This is a genomic window from Deltaproteobacteria bacterium (assembly GCA_003696105.1).
GTDB lineage: Bacteria > Myxococcota_A > Polyangia > Haliangiales > J016 > J016.
Map to the genome: position 1 here is coordinate 1 of RFGE01000325.1, position 14,419 is coordinate 14,419.

General features: G+C 74.0%; 12 protein-coding genes. 5 read left to right on the plus strand and 7 right to left on the minus strand.

Features of this window, described 5'->3' with window-relative positions; all coding sequences use genetic code 11:
* Both D6689_20170 and D6689_20175 read right to left on the minus strand, forming a co-directional pair.
* On the minus strand, positions 1-1,886 hold a 1,886-nt coding region (locus D6689_20170), incomplete at its 3' end, for a bifunctional homocysteine S-methyltransferase/methylenetetrahydrofolate reductase (GenBank protein ID RMH38046.1).
* Between the two features lie 9 nt (positions 1,887-1,895).
* Positions 1,896-2,987 carry an abhydrolase domain-containing 18 gene (locus tag D6689_20175; protein RMH38047.1) on the minus strand — a complete coding sequence of 364 codons (1,092 nt, stop codon included), beginning with the start codon at positions 2,985-2,987 and terminating at the stop codon, positions 1,896-1,898.
* Between D6689_20175 and D6689_20180 the strand changes: the two genes are divergently transcribed.
* The 4 genes from D6689_20180 (at position 2,490) to D6689_20195 (ending at position 7,030) form a co-directional block, all read left to right on the plus strand.
* Entirely contained in the window at positions 2,490-3,506 is a 1,017-nt protein-coding gene (locus tag D6689_20180; GenBank protein RMH38057.1) for an FxsA family protein, read from the plus strand. The genes D6689_20175 and D6689_20180 overlap by 498 nt on opposite strands.
* 64 nt (positions 3,507-3,570) lie before the next feature.
* Positions 3,571-4,833: a hypothetical protein gene (locus D6689_20185; GenBank protein ID RMH38048.1), complete on the plus strand. Its 1,263-nt coding sequence runs from the start codon at positions 3,571-3,573 to the stop codon at positions 4,831-4,833.
* Positions 4,834-4,940: 107 nt separating this feature from the next.
* Positions 4,941-5,570, plus strand: coding sequence for a sigma-70 family RNA polymerase sigma factor (locus D6689_20190; GenBank protein ID RMH38049.1), 630 nt, complete (start codon positions 4,941-4,943; stop codon positions 5,568-5,570).
* Positions 5,567-7,030 (plus strand): hypothetical protein, encoded by a 1,464-nt coding sequence (locus tag D6689_20195; GenBank protein RMH38050.1) that lies wholly within the window; start codon positions 5,567-5,569, stop codon positions 7,028-7,030. The genes D6689_20190 and D6689_20195 overlap by 4 nt, the downstream gene beginning before the upstream one ends.
* Before the next feature lie 19 nt (positions 7,031-7,049).
* On the opposite strand, the gene D6689_20200 is transcribed toward D6689_20195, so the two are convergent.
* On the minus strand, positions 7,050-8,384 hold the full coding sequence (locus D6689_20200) for a carboxypeptidase regulatory-like domain-containing protein (protein RMH38051.1): 1,335 nt from the start codon (positions 8,382-8,384) through the stop codon (positions 7,050-7,052).
* Between the two features lie 232 nt (positions 8,385-8,616).
* Here D6689_20200 and D6689_20205 point away from each other — a divergent pair, with 232 nt between their 5' ends.
* A complete protein-coding gene (locus D6689_20205) occupies positions 8,617-9,195 on the plus strand; it encodes a PilZ domain-containing protein (protein ID RMH38052.1) in 579 nt (192 codons plus the stop codon).
* Between the two features lie 7 nt (positions 9,196-9,202).
* Here the strand turns inward: D6689_20205 and D6689_20210 are convergent, their stop codons facing one another.
* The 4 genes from D6689_20210 to D6689_20225 all read right to left on the minus strand — a co-directional run.
* Positions 9,203-11,125 carry a GMC oxidoreductase gene (locus D6689_20210; protein ID RMH38053.1) on the minus strand — a complete coding sequence of 641 codons (1,923 nt, stop codon included), beginning with the start codon at positions 11,123-11,125 and terminating at the stop codon, positions 9,203-9,205.
* Between the two features lie 54 nt (positions 11,126-11,179).
* Positions 11,180-12,898: a hypothetical protein gene (locus D6689_20215; GenBank protein RMH38054.1), complete on the minus strand. Its 1,719-nt coding sequence runs from the start codon at positions 12,896-12,898 to the stop codon at positions 11,180-11,182.
* Positions 12,880-13,248, minus strand: a complete 369-nt coding sequence (locus D6689_20220; protein ID RMH38055.1) for a hypothetical protein — start codon at positions 13,246-13,248, stop codon at positions 12,880-12,882. The genes D6689_20215 and D6689_20220 overlap by 19 nt, the downstream gene beginning before the upstream one ends.
* A 41-nt stretch (positions 13,249-13,289) precedes the next feature.
* Positions 13,290-14,419: (Fe-S)-binding protein (locus D6689_20225; protein RMH38056.1), on the minus strand; the 1,130-nt coding region annotated here is incomplete at its 5' end.

The following is a 14,419-nucleotide window of genomic DNA, read 5'->3' on the forward strand; positions in this document are numbered from 1 at the left end:
GCGTCGGCGCGGTCGGGGGGGGGCGCGGGGGTCCACCGATCGCCGCGCACCTCGTCCAGGATCGCCAGCGCCGAGTCGACGCGGTTGAACGGCGGCATGATGTACGCCCCGGCGACGCGGTGCTTGACCGCGGCGAGGACCTCGCGGGCGATCGCGACGCCTTCGGCGCGCGCGGCGGGCCCCGACCCGACGCGGGCCATGCGGGCCCGGTACGCGTCCGGAATCGACATGCCGGGCACTTGCGTGTGCAGGAACTCCGCGTTGCGGTGCGACGCCAGCGGCAGCAGGCCGACCATCACCGGCACGCCCAGCGGCGCGACGTCGTCGAGAAACCGCTCGAGCGTGCGCGCGTCGTATACCGGCTGGGTCATCACCAGTTCGGCGCCGGCGGCGACCTTGGCCTCGAGTCGGCGCAGCTCGCGCTCGTAGTCGGCCGCGCCGGGCTCGGCCCCGGTCGCGAGCACGAACGCGGTCTGCCCGTCGAGCGCGCGTCCGGCCGGGTCGATGCCGGCGTTGAGATCGCGCGCGAGCTTCAGCAGGCCGATCGAGTCGATGTCGTACACGGGCGTCGCGAACGGGTAGTCGCCCATCTTCGGCGGGTCGCCGGTGATGATCACGAGATCCCGCATACCGAGCGCGTGTGCGCCGAGCAGGTGCGCGACCAGACCGAGGAAGTTGCGGTCGCGGGTGCACACGTGCAAGATGGGCTCGACGCCGGTTCGCTGGCGCAGCAGGGCGCACAGCGCGAGGTTGCCCATCCTCGCGGTGGCGCGCGGGCCGTCGGCGATGTTGACGATGTCGACGCCTCCCGCGAGCAGCTCGCGGACGGCGGCTTCGACCCGGGTGGTGTCCGTCCCCGCCGGGGCGTTGAGTTCGACCGACACGACGAACTCGCCGGCCGCCAGGCGCGCGCCGAGCCGGCTGCGTTCGGCCAGCGGCACGGCTGGCTTCGGCGGCGAGGCCGCGACGGCCGCGCGCGTCGCGGCCTCGCGCAGCCGCGCCGACTGCGGCCGCGCCCCCATCATGCGCACGGCGCCCATCATGCGCCGCGTGTGTTCCGGCGTGGTGCCGCAGCAACCGCCCACAAGCTTCACGCCGGACTTGAGTAATCGCCTGGCAAATACGCCGAAATGCTCCGGGTTGGCCACATAGATCGTCCGGCCTTCGATCACGCTCGGCAGCCCGGCATTCGGTTGCACCGACACCGGTTTGCCGCAGTCGACCATGGCGACCGCCACGTCGTACAGCTCCGGCGGACCCGCGCCGCAATTGGCTCCGACGAAGTCCGCTCCGGCCGCGACCAGCCGCTCGGCCACCTCGGCGGGCGACAGGCCGCCGTCCGCGCGGCGATCCGGGCCGAACACGAGCTGCGCGCCGACCGGCCGGCCGCCGCCGTGCGCGCGGGCGAGCGCGACCGCGGCCTCGAGTTCCAGGATCGACGTGAACGTCTCGAGCAGCAGCAGGTCGACCTCGGCCGCCGCGAGCGCCTCGATCTGCTCGCGCAGCGCGTCGAGCGCGAGACGCCGCTGGTGGTCGGGCGCGACGGCGAACTTCACACCGGTCGGGCCGATGGCTCCGGCGACGTACGCGTGCGAGCCGGCGACCTCCCGCGCGATCCGGGCGCCGGCCGCGTTGATCTCCGCCGCGCGGTCGCTGAAGCCGTGCTTCGCGAGCGCCAGGCGATTGGCGCCGAACGTGTTGGTCTCGAGGATGTCGGCGCCCGCGTCGAGGTATTCGCGGTGGATCTGAGCGACCAGTTCCGGCTGCGACAGGTTCAGTTCGTCGTACGACCGGGTGTGCATGACGCCGCGGTCGTACAGCAGCGTGCCCATCGCGCCGTCGAACAGCAGCGGAGCGTCCCGCAACGTATCGAGAAAGTCCCTCACGGGCCGCCGTCAACGTAACGGACGCGCCAGCCCCAGTCCAGCCAGGTGGCGGCGGATCGCGCGGAATGCGTCACCGCGGCCGATCTGCGCCAGGTGTCCGCCGGGAAACCAGTGGATGGCCGGTTGGCCCCAGTGCGTCCACAGATCGCGCGCCTGGTCGGGCGGCGTGATGCGATCGCTTCGGCCGGCGACGATCATGCGGCGCTCCCACGGAACCACGGGCTCGCGGCGCAGCGGCGCGTGCACGCGGAACGCGTCGCTGAGCAGCGTACGGTCGACCCCGACGCGCTCGGCGCGCCGCCGCTGCGGCGAGCGGTCGCTGCGCCGCCACATCAGCCGCGCCATGTCCGCGGCGGGGATGATGGGGATCGCGAACGCGAGGTCGGGCTCGACCGTGGCCAGCAACGCCGTGACGTAGCCGCCGAGCGACATCCCCATGACGCCGACCACGGGCGCGCCGCGCTGCCGCAGGTGGGCGAGCAGAGCGCGCACGTCGTGCACCGCCTGGCCGAACGCCTCGTTGGTGCGCACGATGTGCGCCGACGGAAACAGCGCGCCGGACCGCGGCGCCTGGCGCGGCGCGCGGTCGCCGTGAAACGGCAGCTGGACGAACGCGACGTCCAGCCCGATCCGCAGCCAGTACGCCGCGGCGAACGCGCGTTCCTCGAACCAGAACGCGCCGCCGCCCCAGCCGTGGATGAAGACCGCCGTCGGGCGCGGCGCGTCGCCGGCGGCCAGCAGCCGCGCTCGCACCGTGAGGTTGGCCTCGTACGACGCGTACTCGTCGACGTATGCTGCGACGGTGGGGCGCCACCGCGACGCGAACGCGAGATCGACCGCGCGTGCGGCGCCGGCCCGCGGGCGCTGCGGCGTTTCGGTCACCTGCGGCGGGGCAGGAGAGGGGAAGAACGCCGAGTCGGCCGCGAGGTTCGCGGGCGTGTTGTAGTGCGCCGCGATCGACTGCAGCCTGCGCCGGGCGTCGCCGGGCGGCCGGCGGGAGCGGCCGCGCCCCATCGCCCGGGCCATCACCCGCAGCGCGCCGCGGTCGACCGCCTCGCCGGCCCGGCGAATCGCGCCTTCGATGACTCGCGACCTCGCCATGCCGCCACCGTACCGCACGGCCGCGCCGGTGTGCTACAGGGTGTGGACGTGCTCGGCTGGCTCACCGCCGCGTTCATCGCGATCCCCATCCTCGAAATCTGGCTGCTGTTGGCCGCCGGCCGCGCGCTGGGTGCGGGGTGGACGATCGCCGCGATCGTCGCGACCGGCGTCGCCGGTGCGGCGCTGGCGCGGCACCAGGGGTTCGCCGCGGTCGACCGCGTGCGCGAGGCGTTGCGCACCGGGCGCGACGTGGGCCCCTCGGTGGTCGCCGCGGCGCTCGTGCTCGTCGCCGCAGTGCTGCTGCTGCTGCCGGGGTTCGCGACGGACGCGGTGGGGTTCGCGCTGCTCGTGCCGCCGGTGCGGGGTGCGCTGGCGCGGGCGATCGCCGCGCGGCTGCGACAGCGCGCCGGCGGCGGCCTGTGGGTGGACCTCGGCGGCGCGCACGCGGGCGGGCAGCCGTGCCCCGAGGACGACCGCGAGGACGACGACCGGCCGCCGCCGGGCGTGATCGACGTGTGACGCGGACCCGCGGCGGGCTCGCACCGCGGCAACCCGGCCGCGCCAATCGCGCTACGCTAGCCGTATGAATTGCGGGAACGAGCGCGGCGGGCGGGCGCGGTGGGTCGCGGCCGGCGTCGCGGCGTGGCTCGTCGTCGCGCCGGGCGGTGCGCGCGCGGGGACGTTCGGCGGCTTTTCCGCCGACGGCGCGCGCTACCTGGACGGCGGCTCGCGCGTGTGCGCGCCGATCGCGGCGCGCGTCGGCAGCGACGAGGCGCCCCGCTGCGAGCAGGTCGACGCGGCGGCCGTGGCGCGGCGCGGGTTTCGCCGCGGGCGCCCGCAGCCGCACGACGGATTTCGAGCCGCGGCCAACGGGCGCACGATCGAAGTGTACGCGCCGGGTTCGGCGGAGCCGATCGCGACGTGGCGCGCGGCGGGGATCGTGTCGCGAGTCGTCGCGGTGTACGCCGGAGACGATGGCCGCGTCATCGCCGTCGAGTACGAGACGCGCGCGTTCGGTCGAACGGCGCGCGAGGTGATCGCGTTTCGGCTCGCGCCGCCGGCATCGCCGCGGGGAGAGCCGGCAGGCGCTGCGCCGGCCCCGGGGGACGACCGGCCGCCGGGGGGCGGGCGAGCGGCGGGCGAGGCGCCGGGGTCGAGGTCCGCGGCGCCGGCCACCGCCGGCGCGGGGGAGGCCGAGCGCCGCGCCGGGGACGTGGCGCGCGCGGCGCGCGAGTGGGCGCGAGCCGAGCGCCACTACCGCGCCGCGCTCGCCGCCGACCCGGCGGACGTGGCCGCCCGCTACGGGCTGGCCGTCGCGCTCGCGCGGCGCGGGCGGCTCGACGCGGCCTTGCGCGAGTTGCACACCCTGGCGCGCGCCGACCGCAACCGCGCGGGCCGCTTTCTCGCGCTCGCGCGCACCGACCCGGACCTCGCCCGGCTGCGCAAGCGGCGCGCGCGCGCCTTCGACGCGGCGCTCGCCGCCGGCGACCGGCCCGCGTCGGCGTTCGATCGCCTCGTCGCCGCCGGCGGGCGCTGGGAGCGGCCGTTCGTCACCTGTCAGGAGGCGGGCGTGACCCTTCGGCTCAACCCGCGGCGGCTCACGTTCGTCCTCGACGTCGTCGACGAGTGCCGTGGCGTGACCGACCGGCTGCGATTGGACGGCACGTGGGAGGCGCGCGGCGCCGACGCGCTCGTGCTCACGTTCCCGAATCCCGGGGCCGACGACGAGGTGACCGAGTGCAGCGTGCGGGCCTGCCCCGACGGATCGGGCGAGGACTGCCTCACCTGTCAGCTCGACCGCGACCTGGGGTTCACGCTGCGACCGGTCCGCCGCGGCGGCGACTGACGGCAGGCCCGCCGTGTGATCTCCCGCACCTGGGTGCGGGCGGTCCGCGGCCGCGCGGTTCGGATGAACGCATCGTGCCGCGCCGTCACTGACTGATCGGCGGTATCATGCACACGTTGGGGAGGCGCAGCGGCCCGATAGACACGCCGGCGGGGGAGCGGCCCGTCGCGGACGTCGACGAACGCGATCTGGTGCGCCGCTGCCGCGCCGGCGACCGGGCCGCCCACGACGAGTTCTACCGCCGTTACCGCCGGCAGGTGGCCTCCGTGTTGTACCGCGTGCTCAACGAACGCCGCGAACTCGAGGACCTGGTTCAAGAGGTGTTCCTCATCGCGTTCCGCGGGCTCGAGCGATTTCGCGGCGACGCGCGGGTGTCGACCTGGCTGTACCGGATCTGCGTCAACGTGGCGCTCGGAGCGATCCGCGCCAACGCCCGCCGGCCACAGCCGGTGTTGGTGGGCGATCCCGACGAGCCGCCGGCCGACGGGACCGCCGCGCACGACGGGTCGCCGCTGCGCTGTCTCGAGCGCCGGCGCGCGCGCGCGCGGGTGCTGCGCCTGCTGGCAGCCCTGCCGCCCAAAAAGCGCGTCGTGTTGTACCTGCACGAAATCGAAGGGCTCGAGCCGAAGGAGATCGCCGACATCGTCGGCGCCCATCCAGTGACCGTGAGAACGCGGCTGTTTTACGCGCGCCGCGAGTTCTTCCGGCTCGCCGCGCAGGAGGCGGAGGAGGCGTGAGCCGCCACGTACCACCGCACCGCTGGGCCGACCTCGACGACGGCCGCCTGTCGGCGCGCGCGGCGGCGCGGGCCGACCGCCACGCGCGCGAGTGCGCCGCGTGCGCGGCGGCTCGCGAGCGGGTGCGCGCCGCCCGCGCCGAGCTGCGCGCGGTCGCGGCGGACGAACCGCCCGCGCTGCGCTGGGATACGATTCGCGCGCAGGTGTACTGGACGCTGGCGCAGGAGCGGCGCGCGGGTGCGCCGGCGCGCCGCCGGTTGCCGATGGGCGCCGTGGCAGCCGGCGCCGTCGCGGTGGCGGCGGCCGCGGCGATCGCGCTGCGCTGGCCGACGCGCGAGCCGCCGCGGCCGCCGGCGCGCGCTCACGCCACCGCCGCGCCGCCGGCCGCGGGCGGCGCGCGTCTGCCGCCGGCGCCGGACGCCGCGCCCGACCAGCCGCCGGCGCCGCCCGTGCGCGGCGTGGTCACGCTCGCGGAGGGGGACGTGACCGCCGGCGGGGCGCCTCTGGCGTTCGATGAGCTGGTGGGCGCCGGCGCGCGGCTCGCCACCGGGACGGGCCGGCTCGTCGTGCAGTTCGACGCCGACAGCGTGATCGCGCTCGGCCCGCGCACCGTCGTCGACGTGGTGGCGTTCGACGCGGCGCAGGTCCGCCTTCGCGTCGCCGGCCAGGTCGACATCGAGGTGTCCCGCCGCGCCCCCGGCCAGCGGTTCGTCGTCGAGGCCGGCGTGCGCCGGATCGAAGTGCGCGGCACCGCGTTCCGCGTCGTCCACCGCGCCGGCCGGCTGCGCGTCGCGTGCACGCACGGCCGCGTCGCGGTCGTCGACGGCAGCGCGGCGACCGAGGTGCCGGCCGGCCACGTGATCGACGTGCTCGACGACCTCGCCGCCGCCGGGGCCGCGCGCCCGCTCGCTGACCGCGAGGTCGCCCGATTGCGCCGAGCGCTCGACGTGCCGCGCATTCCGCACTGGCGGTCGGCCGAGGCGGCGCTCGTGGACACCGCGCGTGTCGACGTGCCGGATGCCGCGGCGCGCGTCGACGGGATCGCGGTGGCTCCCGCGGCGGCGGTGCGCGTGCCGCCGGGCCGCCATCAGGTGGCCGTGGGCCGCCGCGCGCGGTGGCTCGACGTCCGCGCCGGAGAGCGCGCGCTGGCGCGGGTCGAGGACGCCGCGCGCGAGCGCCGGTCGGCGGCGCGGGCGGCGCAAGTCGACCGGGCACTGCGCCGCGAGCGGGCGCGGTTGGCGCGGTGCGCGCGGCCGCTCGTCTCGCACGGCATCGCCGGCGGGTCGTTCGTCACGGTCGAACTCGGGATCAACCGCGACGGCAGCCAGGGGTATCTCAACGTAATCGACGGCAACGTACCCCGGTCGGTCGCCGAGTGTGTGCGCGACGTCGTCGACGCGATCGCGTTTCCGGCGGGTCGGCCCGCGCGCGTCGTGCAGCGAATCTCGCTGGCTCCGTGACGGCGCCGGTGCCCGCGGGTCACTCCACGTCGATGCAGTCGGCGATGTGGAAGATCAGGTACTCGAGCACCCGCTCCTGCGGCGTGAGCGGCCCGCTGGAGCAGTAGTTCGGAAACCCGCTGCCGCCCAGATCGCCGAAGCCGCGGCCCTCGGTATGGTAGCTGGAATACAGCACGCGCCCGCACTGCTCGTAATCGAACGTGGTCGTCAGCGGGCGCTGGCCGTCGGCATTGCCCTCGAGCCAGACGGTCACGCCGTCGCCCTCGGCTACCTGATACTGCTCGACCCAACTGGCCAGGAAGTGTTGCACGTGCACCTGGTTGGACGCGTTGATGATCTCGTCGCCGCTGGCTTCTTCGACCGCGACGAGCCACTCGGCGAGGTCGGGCGACCGCACGGTCGCGTCGACCTCGATGTCGCCGGGGCCGATGGCGGCGGCGTTGACCGGCTCCGGGTCGGGTCCGGACGCGCCCGGTTCGAAATCGATCAGCGGCGCCCAGTTCGGGATCTGCTCGATGTAGTCGTACGACCAGTCGGTGACGTACAGCCGGCCGCCGGACAACACGTAGTTTTCGATGTTCGCGCGCACCGTCGCATCCGACAGCAGATTCTCGTACGTATTGCCGGTGCAGTTGATGAAGATGATGTTGTAGGACTTCATGCGCGCCAGGTCGCGCAGCAGGTTGTCGAACGTGTCGACCGCGGCCGGGTCGGCGCCGAGCGACTGTCCCTCGTAGATGTCGAACTGGCCCTGTTCGATGCCGAGTTTGAGCAGCACGCACTCCATCACGTCGTAGTCGCCACTGGCGACGGCGATGCGCGGAATGGATTGCGTCGCCCCGTCGTCGCGGCTGGGCAGCCGGAAATATTCGTCGCCCGGCGCGTTGTCCTCGCATGGATTGGCGATCGGCACGCGTTGTACGGACCGGAATCGACCCATCTGCGTGACGACCACGATCGACTCGCCCGGGGCTTGATTGGCCGCGGTCGGCACCGGCTCGAGCCGGAAGCTGCCGTCGGTCGCCGTGGTGGTCGACACGATCGAGATGCCCTGGAGCTGGTCGCACACCTCGCACGCGACTTCGGGCGGAAACTCGGTCACGGTGCCCTTGGGGACGTAGACGGCCGCTCCGGGGACGGGATCGATGCCGTTGGGCGCGCGGACGACGCCGGTGAGCGCGGTGCGTTTGCCGTCGGGGCAGTGGTTGTAACAGCTCGCGCCGGTGCAGCCGCCGGGACCGGCGGCGTCGGCGCCGCCCGCGCCCGCGTCCGCGGCCGGCTGCGAGGCGGACGGACCGCAGCCGAGTGCGAGCGCGACGGCTGCCAGCGCGACGGGTACAATCGACCGCTTCATCGGAATACCTCCCACCAAAGACTACCGGCGACGGCGACGTTATATAGGCGACTGCCGGGGCGCGAAAAGGTCTTTTTTTTCGCGGTGCGGCGCGCCGTAGCGACTCGGAAACCTTGGTGCGGATCCTCCGCGTGTGCCGGCGCCGCACCCCCGCGAACGGATCGGGCTTTGCCCGACGAGCGCGCCCTGATACCCTGGTTGCCCGGACGGCTCGGGTCGTCGGGGAGAGCGTGTGCGGGGCGAATCGGCAAAGCACGTCGACGTTCGGTTCGCGTCGGGCGAGGAACTGCTCGGCGCGTATTGGGGCTACCTCGGCGACGGCGGTCTCGTCCTCGCGGATGCCGGCGACCTGAGTCCGGGGGACACCGTCCGACTGCGGGTGACGATCGAGTCGTCCGGTACGACGTGCGAGTTGGGCGGACACGTCGTGCGGGGCATCCGTGGAGACGGCCACGCGGTCGTGGCGTTCGAGCCGGGCGAGCCGCACGACATGCTGCTCACCGCGGCACTCGCGGAGACCGACGACGTGCCGCCGAGGCGATTTCAGCGGTTCTCGATGTCGCTGCCGGCGCGCGTACACGCGGGCGATCTGGTTGCGACCGGGACGTTGACCGACCTGAGTGCGGGAGGATGTTGCGTATGCATCGACGCGCCCCTTCCGGCCGCGCTCAGCACGGGCGAGGCGGTGAGGGTCGCCGCGGGCGACCTCGACGTGACCGGCACGGTCGTGTGGGCTCGCGGGCGCGATCGCGGTATCTGCTTCGACCCGGCCGGGCAGTGGGCCGCACAGGCGTTCCTCGACCGCCGCTGACGCGCGGTCACTCCACGGCGCGCGCGATGCGGTCGGCAGCCAGCGTCGCCAACGCCATGATCGTGACCTGCGGGTTGACCGCGAGCGACGACGGCATCACCGAGCCGTCGACGACGTACAGCCCGGGTACGTCGTGGGCCTGGAAGTCGAGTCCGACGACCGCGCGGCGCGGGTCCGGCCCCATCCGCGCCGTGCCCAGCGGATGGTATGCCGACAGCTCGAAGTCGCGGGCGCGCAGGCGAGCCGTCGCCAGGCGGGCGAGGTCGCGTTCGCCGCGCAATTCCTCGAACCCGTGTACCGGCGCGATCACGGAACGCGCGCCGGCCGCGAAGAACACGCGCGCGAGGATGGACAGGCCGCGGCGCAGTTGGTTCACGTCGCGCCGATTGAGCACGTACGTGATGACCGGCTGGCCGCGCCACGCGCGAACGCGCCCCCGCGAGCTGTCTTCGATGAGGAAGCCGAACATCGCCATGCGGTCGAACCGCTCGGCGATGTCCACGAGCCTCGGTCCGTTGAGCGGTATCGCCGCCGCGGCGACGTCGAGCGGGGTGGATCCGCCCTCGAACAACAGACCCTCGTCGTGGAACTCCTCGATCGCGTAGCCCTGCGGGATGGCGTTGAACCCGGAGATGTCCTCGTCGAACTCGCCGATCGCCGCGGCCGCCGGATGGATCGACAGGTTGCGGCCGAGCATGCCGGAGGCGTTGGCGAGGCCGTTTTCCAACAGCAGCACGGGGGTCATCAGCGCGCCGCACGCGACGACGACCGCGCGCGCGCGCACGCGGATGCGCCGAGCGCCCGCGCGGGCCTCGACGCCGACGGCCCGGCCGCCGCGCGTGACAATCCGGTCGACGCGCGCGCCGTACAGCAGTTCGGCCCCCGCGCGCAGCGCCAGCGGCACGTAAGAGATGTTCGTGCTGCGCTTCGCGTCCGTCGGGCAGCCAAAGCAACACACGCCCTTGCCGTCGCAGTCCGGCGCGTTGCGCCGCAGCGGCGTGTGCCGAAACCCCAGGCGGTCGCAGCCGCGGGCGATGACGCGCGCGACGCCGCCGAGGTAGCGCGCGTCCGCGACGGCGACGCCCAGCACCTGCTCGACGCGCTCGAAACAGCGGTCGAGTTCGTCGCGCGGCAGCGCGACGCCGAAGTCGTCGCGCCACTTGCGCAGCACCCGGTCCGGGACCCGGTAGCAGGTGCCGGCGTTGATCGTCGTCGTGCCGCCCACGGTCTTGCCGATCGGGATCGGGATGACCGTGTTGCCGACCGCGACCGTGGCGCCCATGTTGCGGTAGAGCCGCTTTTGCAGCGGCAGGGCGCGCCCGGTGAAGTCGCGCCGGTCGAAGTAGCGGCCCTCCTCGAGCAAAATGACCGCGACGCCGCGCTCGGCCAGCTCGCGCGCGACGACCGCGCCACCCGCGCCGGTGCCGACCACCGCGACGTCACAGTCGAGGTCGACATCGTCGTCGAGCGCGGCCGCGTCGTGCGCGCGTTCCACCACGTAGCGCGGCCGGTCGATCGCAGCGGGCGGGTCGAACTCGTAGACGCACCCGATGGCGCGGAAGAACGCGGGGTTGTCGAAGTGCGCCGCCTTCAGCGGCGCGGTGACCAGCCGCACCGCGAGCCGCCGCGCGACGTCGCCGCGCTGCCACGCCTCGAGCAGAGCGAGCCGGTCGGCCGGCGACAGCGCCGCGAGCCCGCTCCGCCGCCGCACGACCGCGGCGGCGTCGAGCGCCGCCAGCGCCGCGCGGTACGCCGTCGCCACCGCGACCGGCGCGCGGGCAAAGAACGCCTCGACGCGGGCGGTGACCTCCGGCCCCGCGGCCGGAAACACGCGGCCCGCCGGCAGCGCCGCCTCGGCGATGGCGCGCAGCGCCGCGCGTTCGCGGGCCGACAGCAGCGCGGGATCGTCGGGGCGCGGCGGGTGGAGCACGGGTCGACCGTACCGCCGATTGGTCGGACCTTTCAAGCCGAAAGCGCCGCCCGCCTACCGCATCGGGCCGGGCAGGGCGGCACCTGCCACATATCCGGAGTCCAGCAGGCCCCAGGTCGCCTCGAACGTCGCACCGACGAACAGCTCGCCGGACTCGAGCCGGGTCCAACTCGACAGCCGGTACCACGTCGCCCGCGCCGGCGCCCAGCGCCAGCCGACCCGCGCCTCGACCCGACTGCCGGCCGGCGCGCCGTCGAAGCCGTCGTCCGACGCGCCGACGGAGCCGGCAAACTCCAGCGCGCCCAGCGGGTCCCACGCCTCCCCGTAGACGAACCGCCGCCACGTCACCTCGGCTCGCGCGGCCCACGGCGCCGGCTCGCCCGCGTCCTCGTCGGCCAGCACGCGGTAGGTCAGCCAGCCGTCGGCGCGCAGCTCGTGGCTGCCGTCGCCGAGTTGGCGGCCGAACCTGACCTGGGCGAACACGCTCTCGTAGCGGCCGTCGCGCGCGGCGGCCGGGGTGTCGTCCTCGCGCCGCAGGAAGCTCTCGGTGAAGCCGGCGCGCGCGTCGAGCCCCTCGAGCCGGTGGTCCAACTGGCCGTCGACGAGTACTTGCAGGAGTTCGTAGGTGGTCGCCGCGTCCGGCTCGCCGAGCAGCACGCCGGCATCGCGCAGGATCGCCACCGTCGCGACCAACCGGCGCTGCGCCCCCTGTTCGCCGCGCAGCGCCCACCACGTCCGCAGCAACTTCGCCGCGAGATCGGCGGTGATCGGGCGGCCCAGCACCCGTCGTTGTGCGAGCAACTTCTCGATGCGACGTAGGCGCAAGCCTTCGCCGACGTCGACGATGCGTCCGCGGCCGACCGCGAGGCTCAGGTGGATGTCCTGCCCGGTGCGCAGCTCATTCAAGTCGTCGCCGCCCGGCAGGTCGTTGCGCACGAACACGCCGTGGACGCCGGCCGCGCCCGCGACGGCGCCGAAAAACGGGGTGCCGCCGAGGTACGTCCGCGCCTCGCCGTCGACTTGGAGGTCGAACGCGCCGGCGCGGTATTTCTCGTCGTCCGGGCGGGGATCGACGACGCCGAGCACGACGTCGGCGCGGCCGCCGTAGCGGTAGCCGGCCGCGCGCGTGTCCACGGTGCGCGCGTAGGACGCATGGACGTCGCCGGACAGCGACGACGCATCGCGGACCGTGTCGTACGACACGCCGACGTTGCCGGCCGAGAACGTGACGCGCTCGGTGGCCGCGATCACGTCATCGTCGAACGACGGCCCCTGCGGAATCGGTCGGCGGTCGCGGCTGCCGAGCAGGCCGGTGGCCAGCGGCAGGCGCGCGGCGGTTGCGTCGTCGTCGTCGTCGTCGTCCGGCTCGCGGCCGTCCGCGGCCCGCAGCGGGACGCCGATGCGGCGCAGGGCGCGCCGGGCCGCGCTGCGGACGGCGCGGTCGCGCGACGAGTCGGCGGCGACGGCGCGCAGCGCGTCCGCCGCGCGCGGATCGCCGAGGCGACCGAGCGCCTCGATCGCGATCTCCGCGACGACGTCGAACTGCTCGGTTTGCACGACCTCGATCAACGCGGGGACCGCGCGGCGGTCGCCGATCCGTCCGAGGGCGCGCGCAGCGTCGCGGCGGCGCTCGCGCCACTCGTCGACCGACATTCCGGCCGGTTTGGCGCGGACCAGCGCGATCAATGCGTTGACGTCCGCCGGCTCGTCGGCGCGGACCACGGGCGCCGCGGCGCAGGCGGCCGCGACGGCGATCAGGAGCCGAGTTCGCATAGCCTCGGATCGAACGATGGGCCCGGCGAGTTCTGCTGCAGCAGGTCGTCGCACGTCGCCGCGTCGATGCACGCGAGCGCGTAGTCGAGCGCGGCGTCCGTGAGCCGCTCGAGCCGGCGAACGCAGAACTCCCAGCCGCGGTCCTCGTCGACCAGCGGGATGACCCCGCAGTCGACCAACTTCCAGCACGCGTCCTCCGGCGTCTCGATCGCGCCGGGCGCGTCGGGGCACGCCAACGGCGCCCCCGCGGGCGTCGCGCACGGCCCGCGGCTGCCCTGCGCGCCGTCACACCCGGCGGCCGCCAGCGCCGCGGCGCACGCGGCCCACGCGGCGAACCGCGCGCGGCGCACCGGGCGGGTTGCGGATGGAGCCGTCGGCACGCGCACCGTCGTCATTCATCCGCCGCAGCCGGGCCGAGCGGACCGGGCTCCTGCGGGGGCGGAGTGGTCGGCGTCCCCGGATGCCGCTCGGGCAGCGTGCTCGCGACGAGTTCGGCGATGTCGACCACCTGGAGGTCTTCCTCGCGGTCGAGCTGTTTCGTGCCGTCGGTGAGCATGATGTTGCAAAACGGGCACGCGACCGCGACCGCCTCACAGCCCGTCGCCAGGATCTCGTTCGTCCGCTCGACGTTGACGCGCGGGCCGTCCTCCTCCATGAACATGCGGCCGCCGCCGGCGCCACAACAGAAGCCGTGGCGCTTGCTGCGCTTCATCTCGACCACGCCCCCGTAGATCGGAAGCCGGTTGAGCACGCGGCGAGGCGCGTCGTACTCGCCGTTCCACCGGCCGAGGTAGCAACTGTCGTGGAAGGTGACGTTCTTGACGCTGCGGCCGGCGGGTTGGATCTTGCCGGCTTCCATCAGGTGGTCGATCAGCTGTGTGTGGTGGATGACCTCGTAGTGGCCGCCGAACTGCGGGTAGTCGTGGCGCAGCGTGTGCAAACAGTGCGGGCACGACGTGATCACCTTCTTGACGCCCGCGCCGTTGAGCGCCTCGATGTTGGCTTCGGCCTGCATCTGGAACAGCAGTTCGTTGCCCGCGCGCCGCGCCGGGTCGCCGGTGCAGCTCTCCTCGTGGCCGAGCACGGCAAAGTCGACTTCGGCGTGTTTGAGGATCTTGACCATCGCCTTCGTTTGCTTCTGGATGCGTTGGTCGAAGGCCCCCGCACAGCCGACCCACAGCAGGTACTCGGGGTTCGGGTTGTCCTCGATCGTGGGCACGTCCAGACCGTCGGCCCAATCCATTCGCTGCCCGTTCGAGATGCCCCACGGGTTGGACTGGCGCTCGATGTTGCGGAACGTGCGCGCGAGGTCGCCGGGGGTCGCCTCCTGTTCGAGCACGAGGTTCTGCCGCATCTGGATGATCTTGAGCGGGTGTTCGATGAACACCGGGCAGACTTCCTGGCACGCGCCGCACGTGGTGCACGCCCACAGCGTGTCGTGCTGGATGCGCCCGCCGACCATCGGCTCCATCTCGTCGAGTTCGCGCTTGACCGCCTTGACGCGGTCGGCGAGCGCCTGCA

What these genes read in the sequence shown, in the direction of transcription:
- D6689_20175 (RMH38047.1), bottom strand. Translation starts at nt 2,987, where the DNA reads ATGGCGAGGTCGCGAGTCATCGAAGGCGCGATTCGCCGGGCCGGCGAG.
- D6689_20215 (RMH38054.1), bottom strand. Translation starts at nt 12,898, where the DNA reads ATGCGAACTCGGCTCCTGATCGCCGTCGCGGCCGCCTGCGCCGCGGCG.
- D6689_20200 (RMH38051.1), bottom strand. Translation starts at nt 8,384, where the DNA reads ATGAAGCGGTCGATTGTACCCGTCGCGCTGGCAGCCGTCGCGCTCGCA.
- D6689_20185 (RMH38048.1), top strand. Translation starts at nt 3,571, where the DNA reads ATGAATTGCGGGAACGAGCGCGGCGGGCGGGCGCGGTGGGTCGCGGCC.
- D6689_20190 (RMH38049.1), top strand. Translation starts at nt 4,941, where the DNA reads ATGCACACGTTGGGGAGGCGCAGCGGCCCGATAGACACGCCGGCGGGG.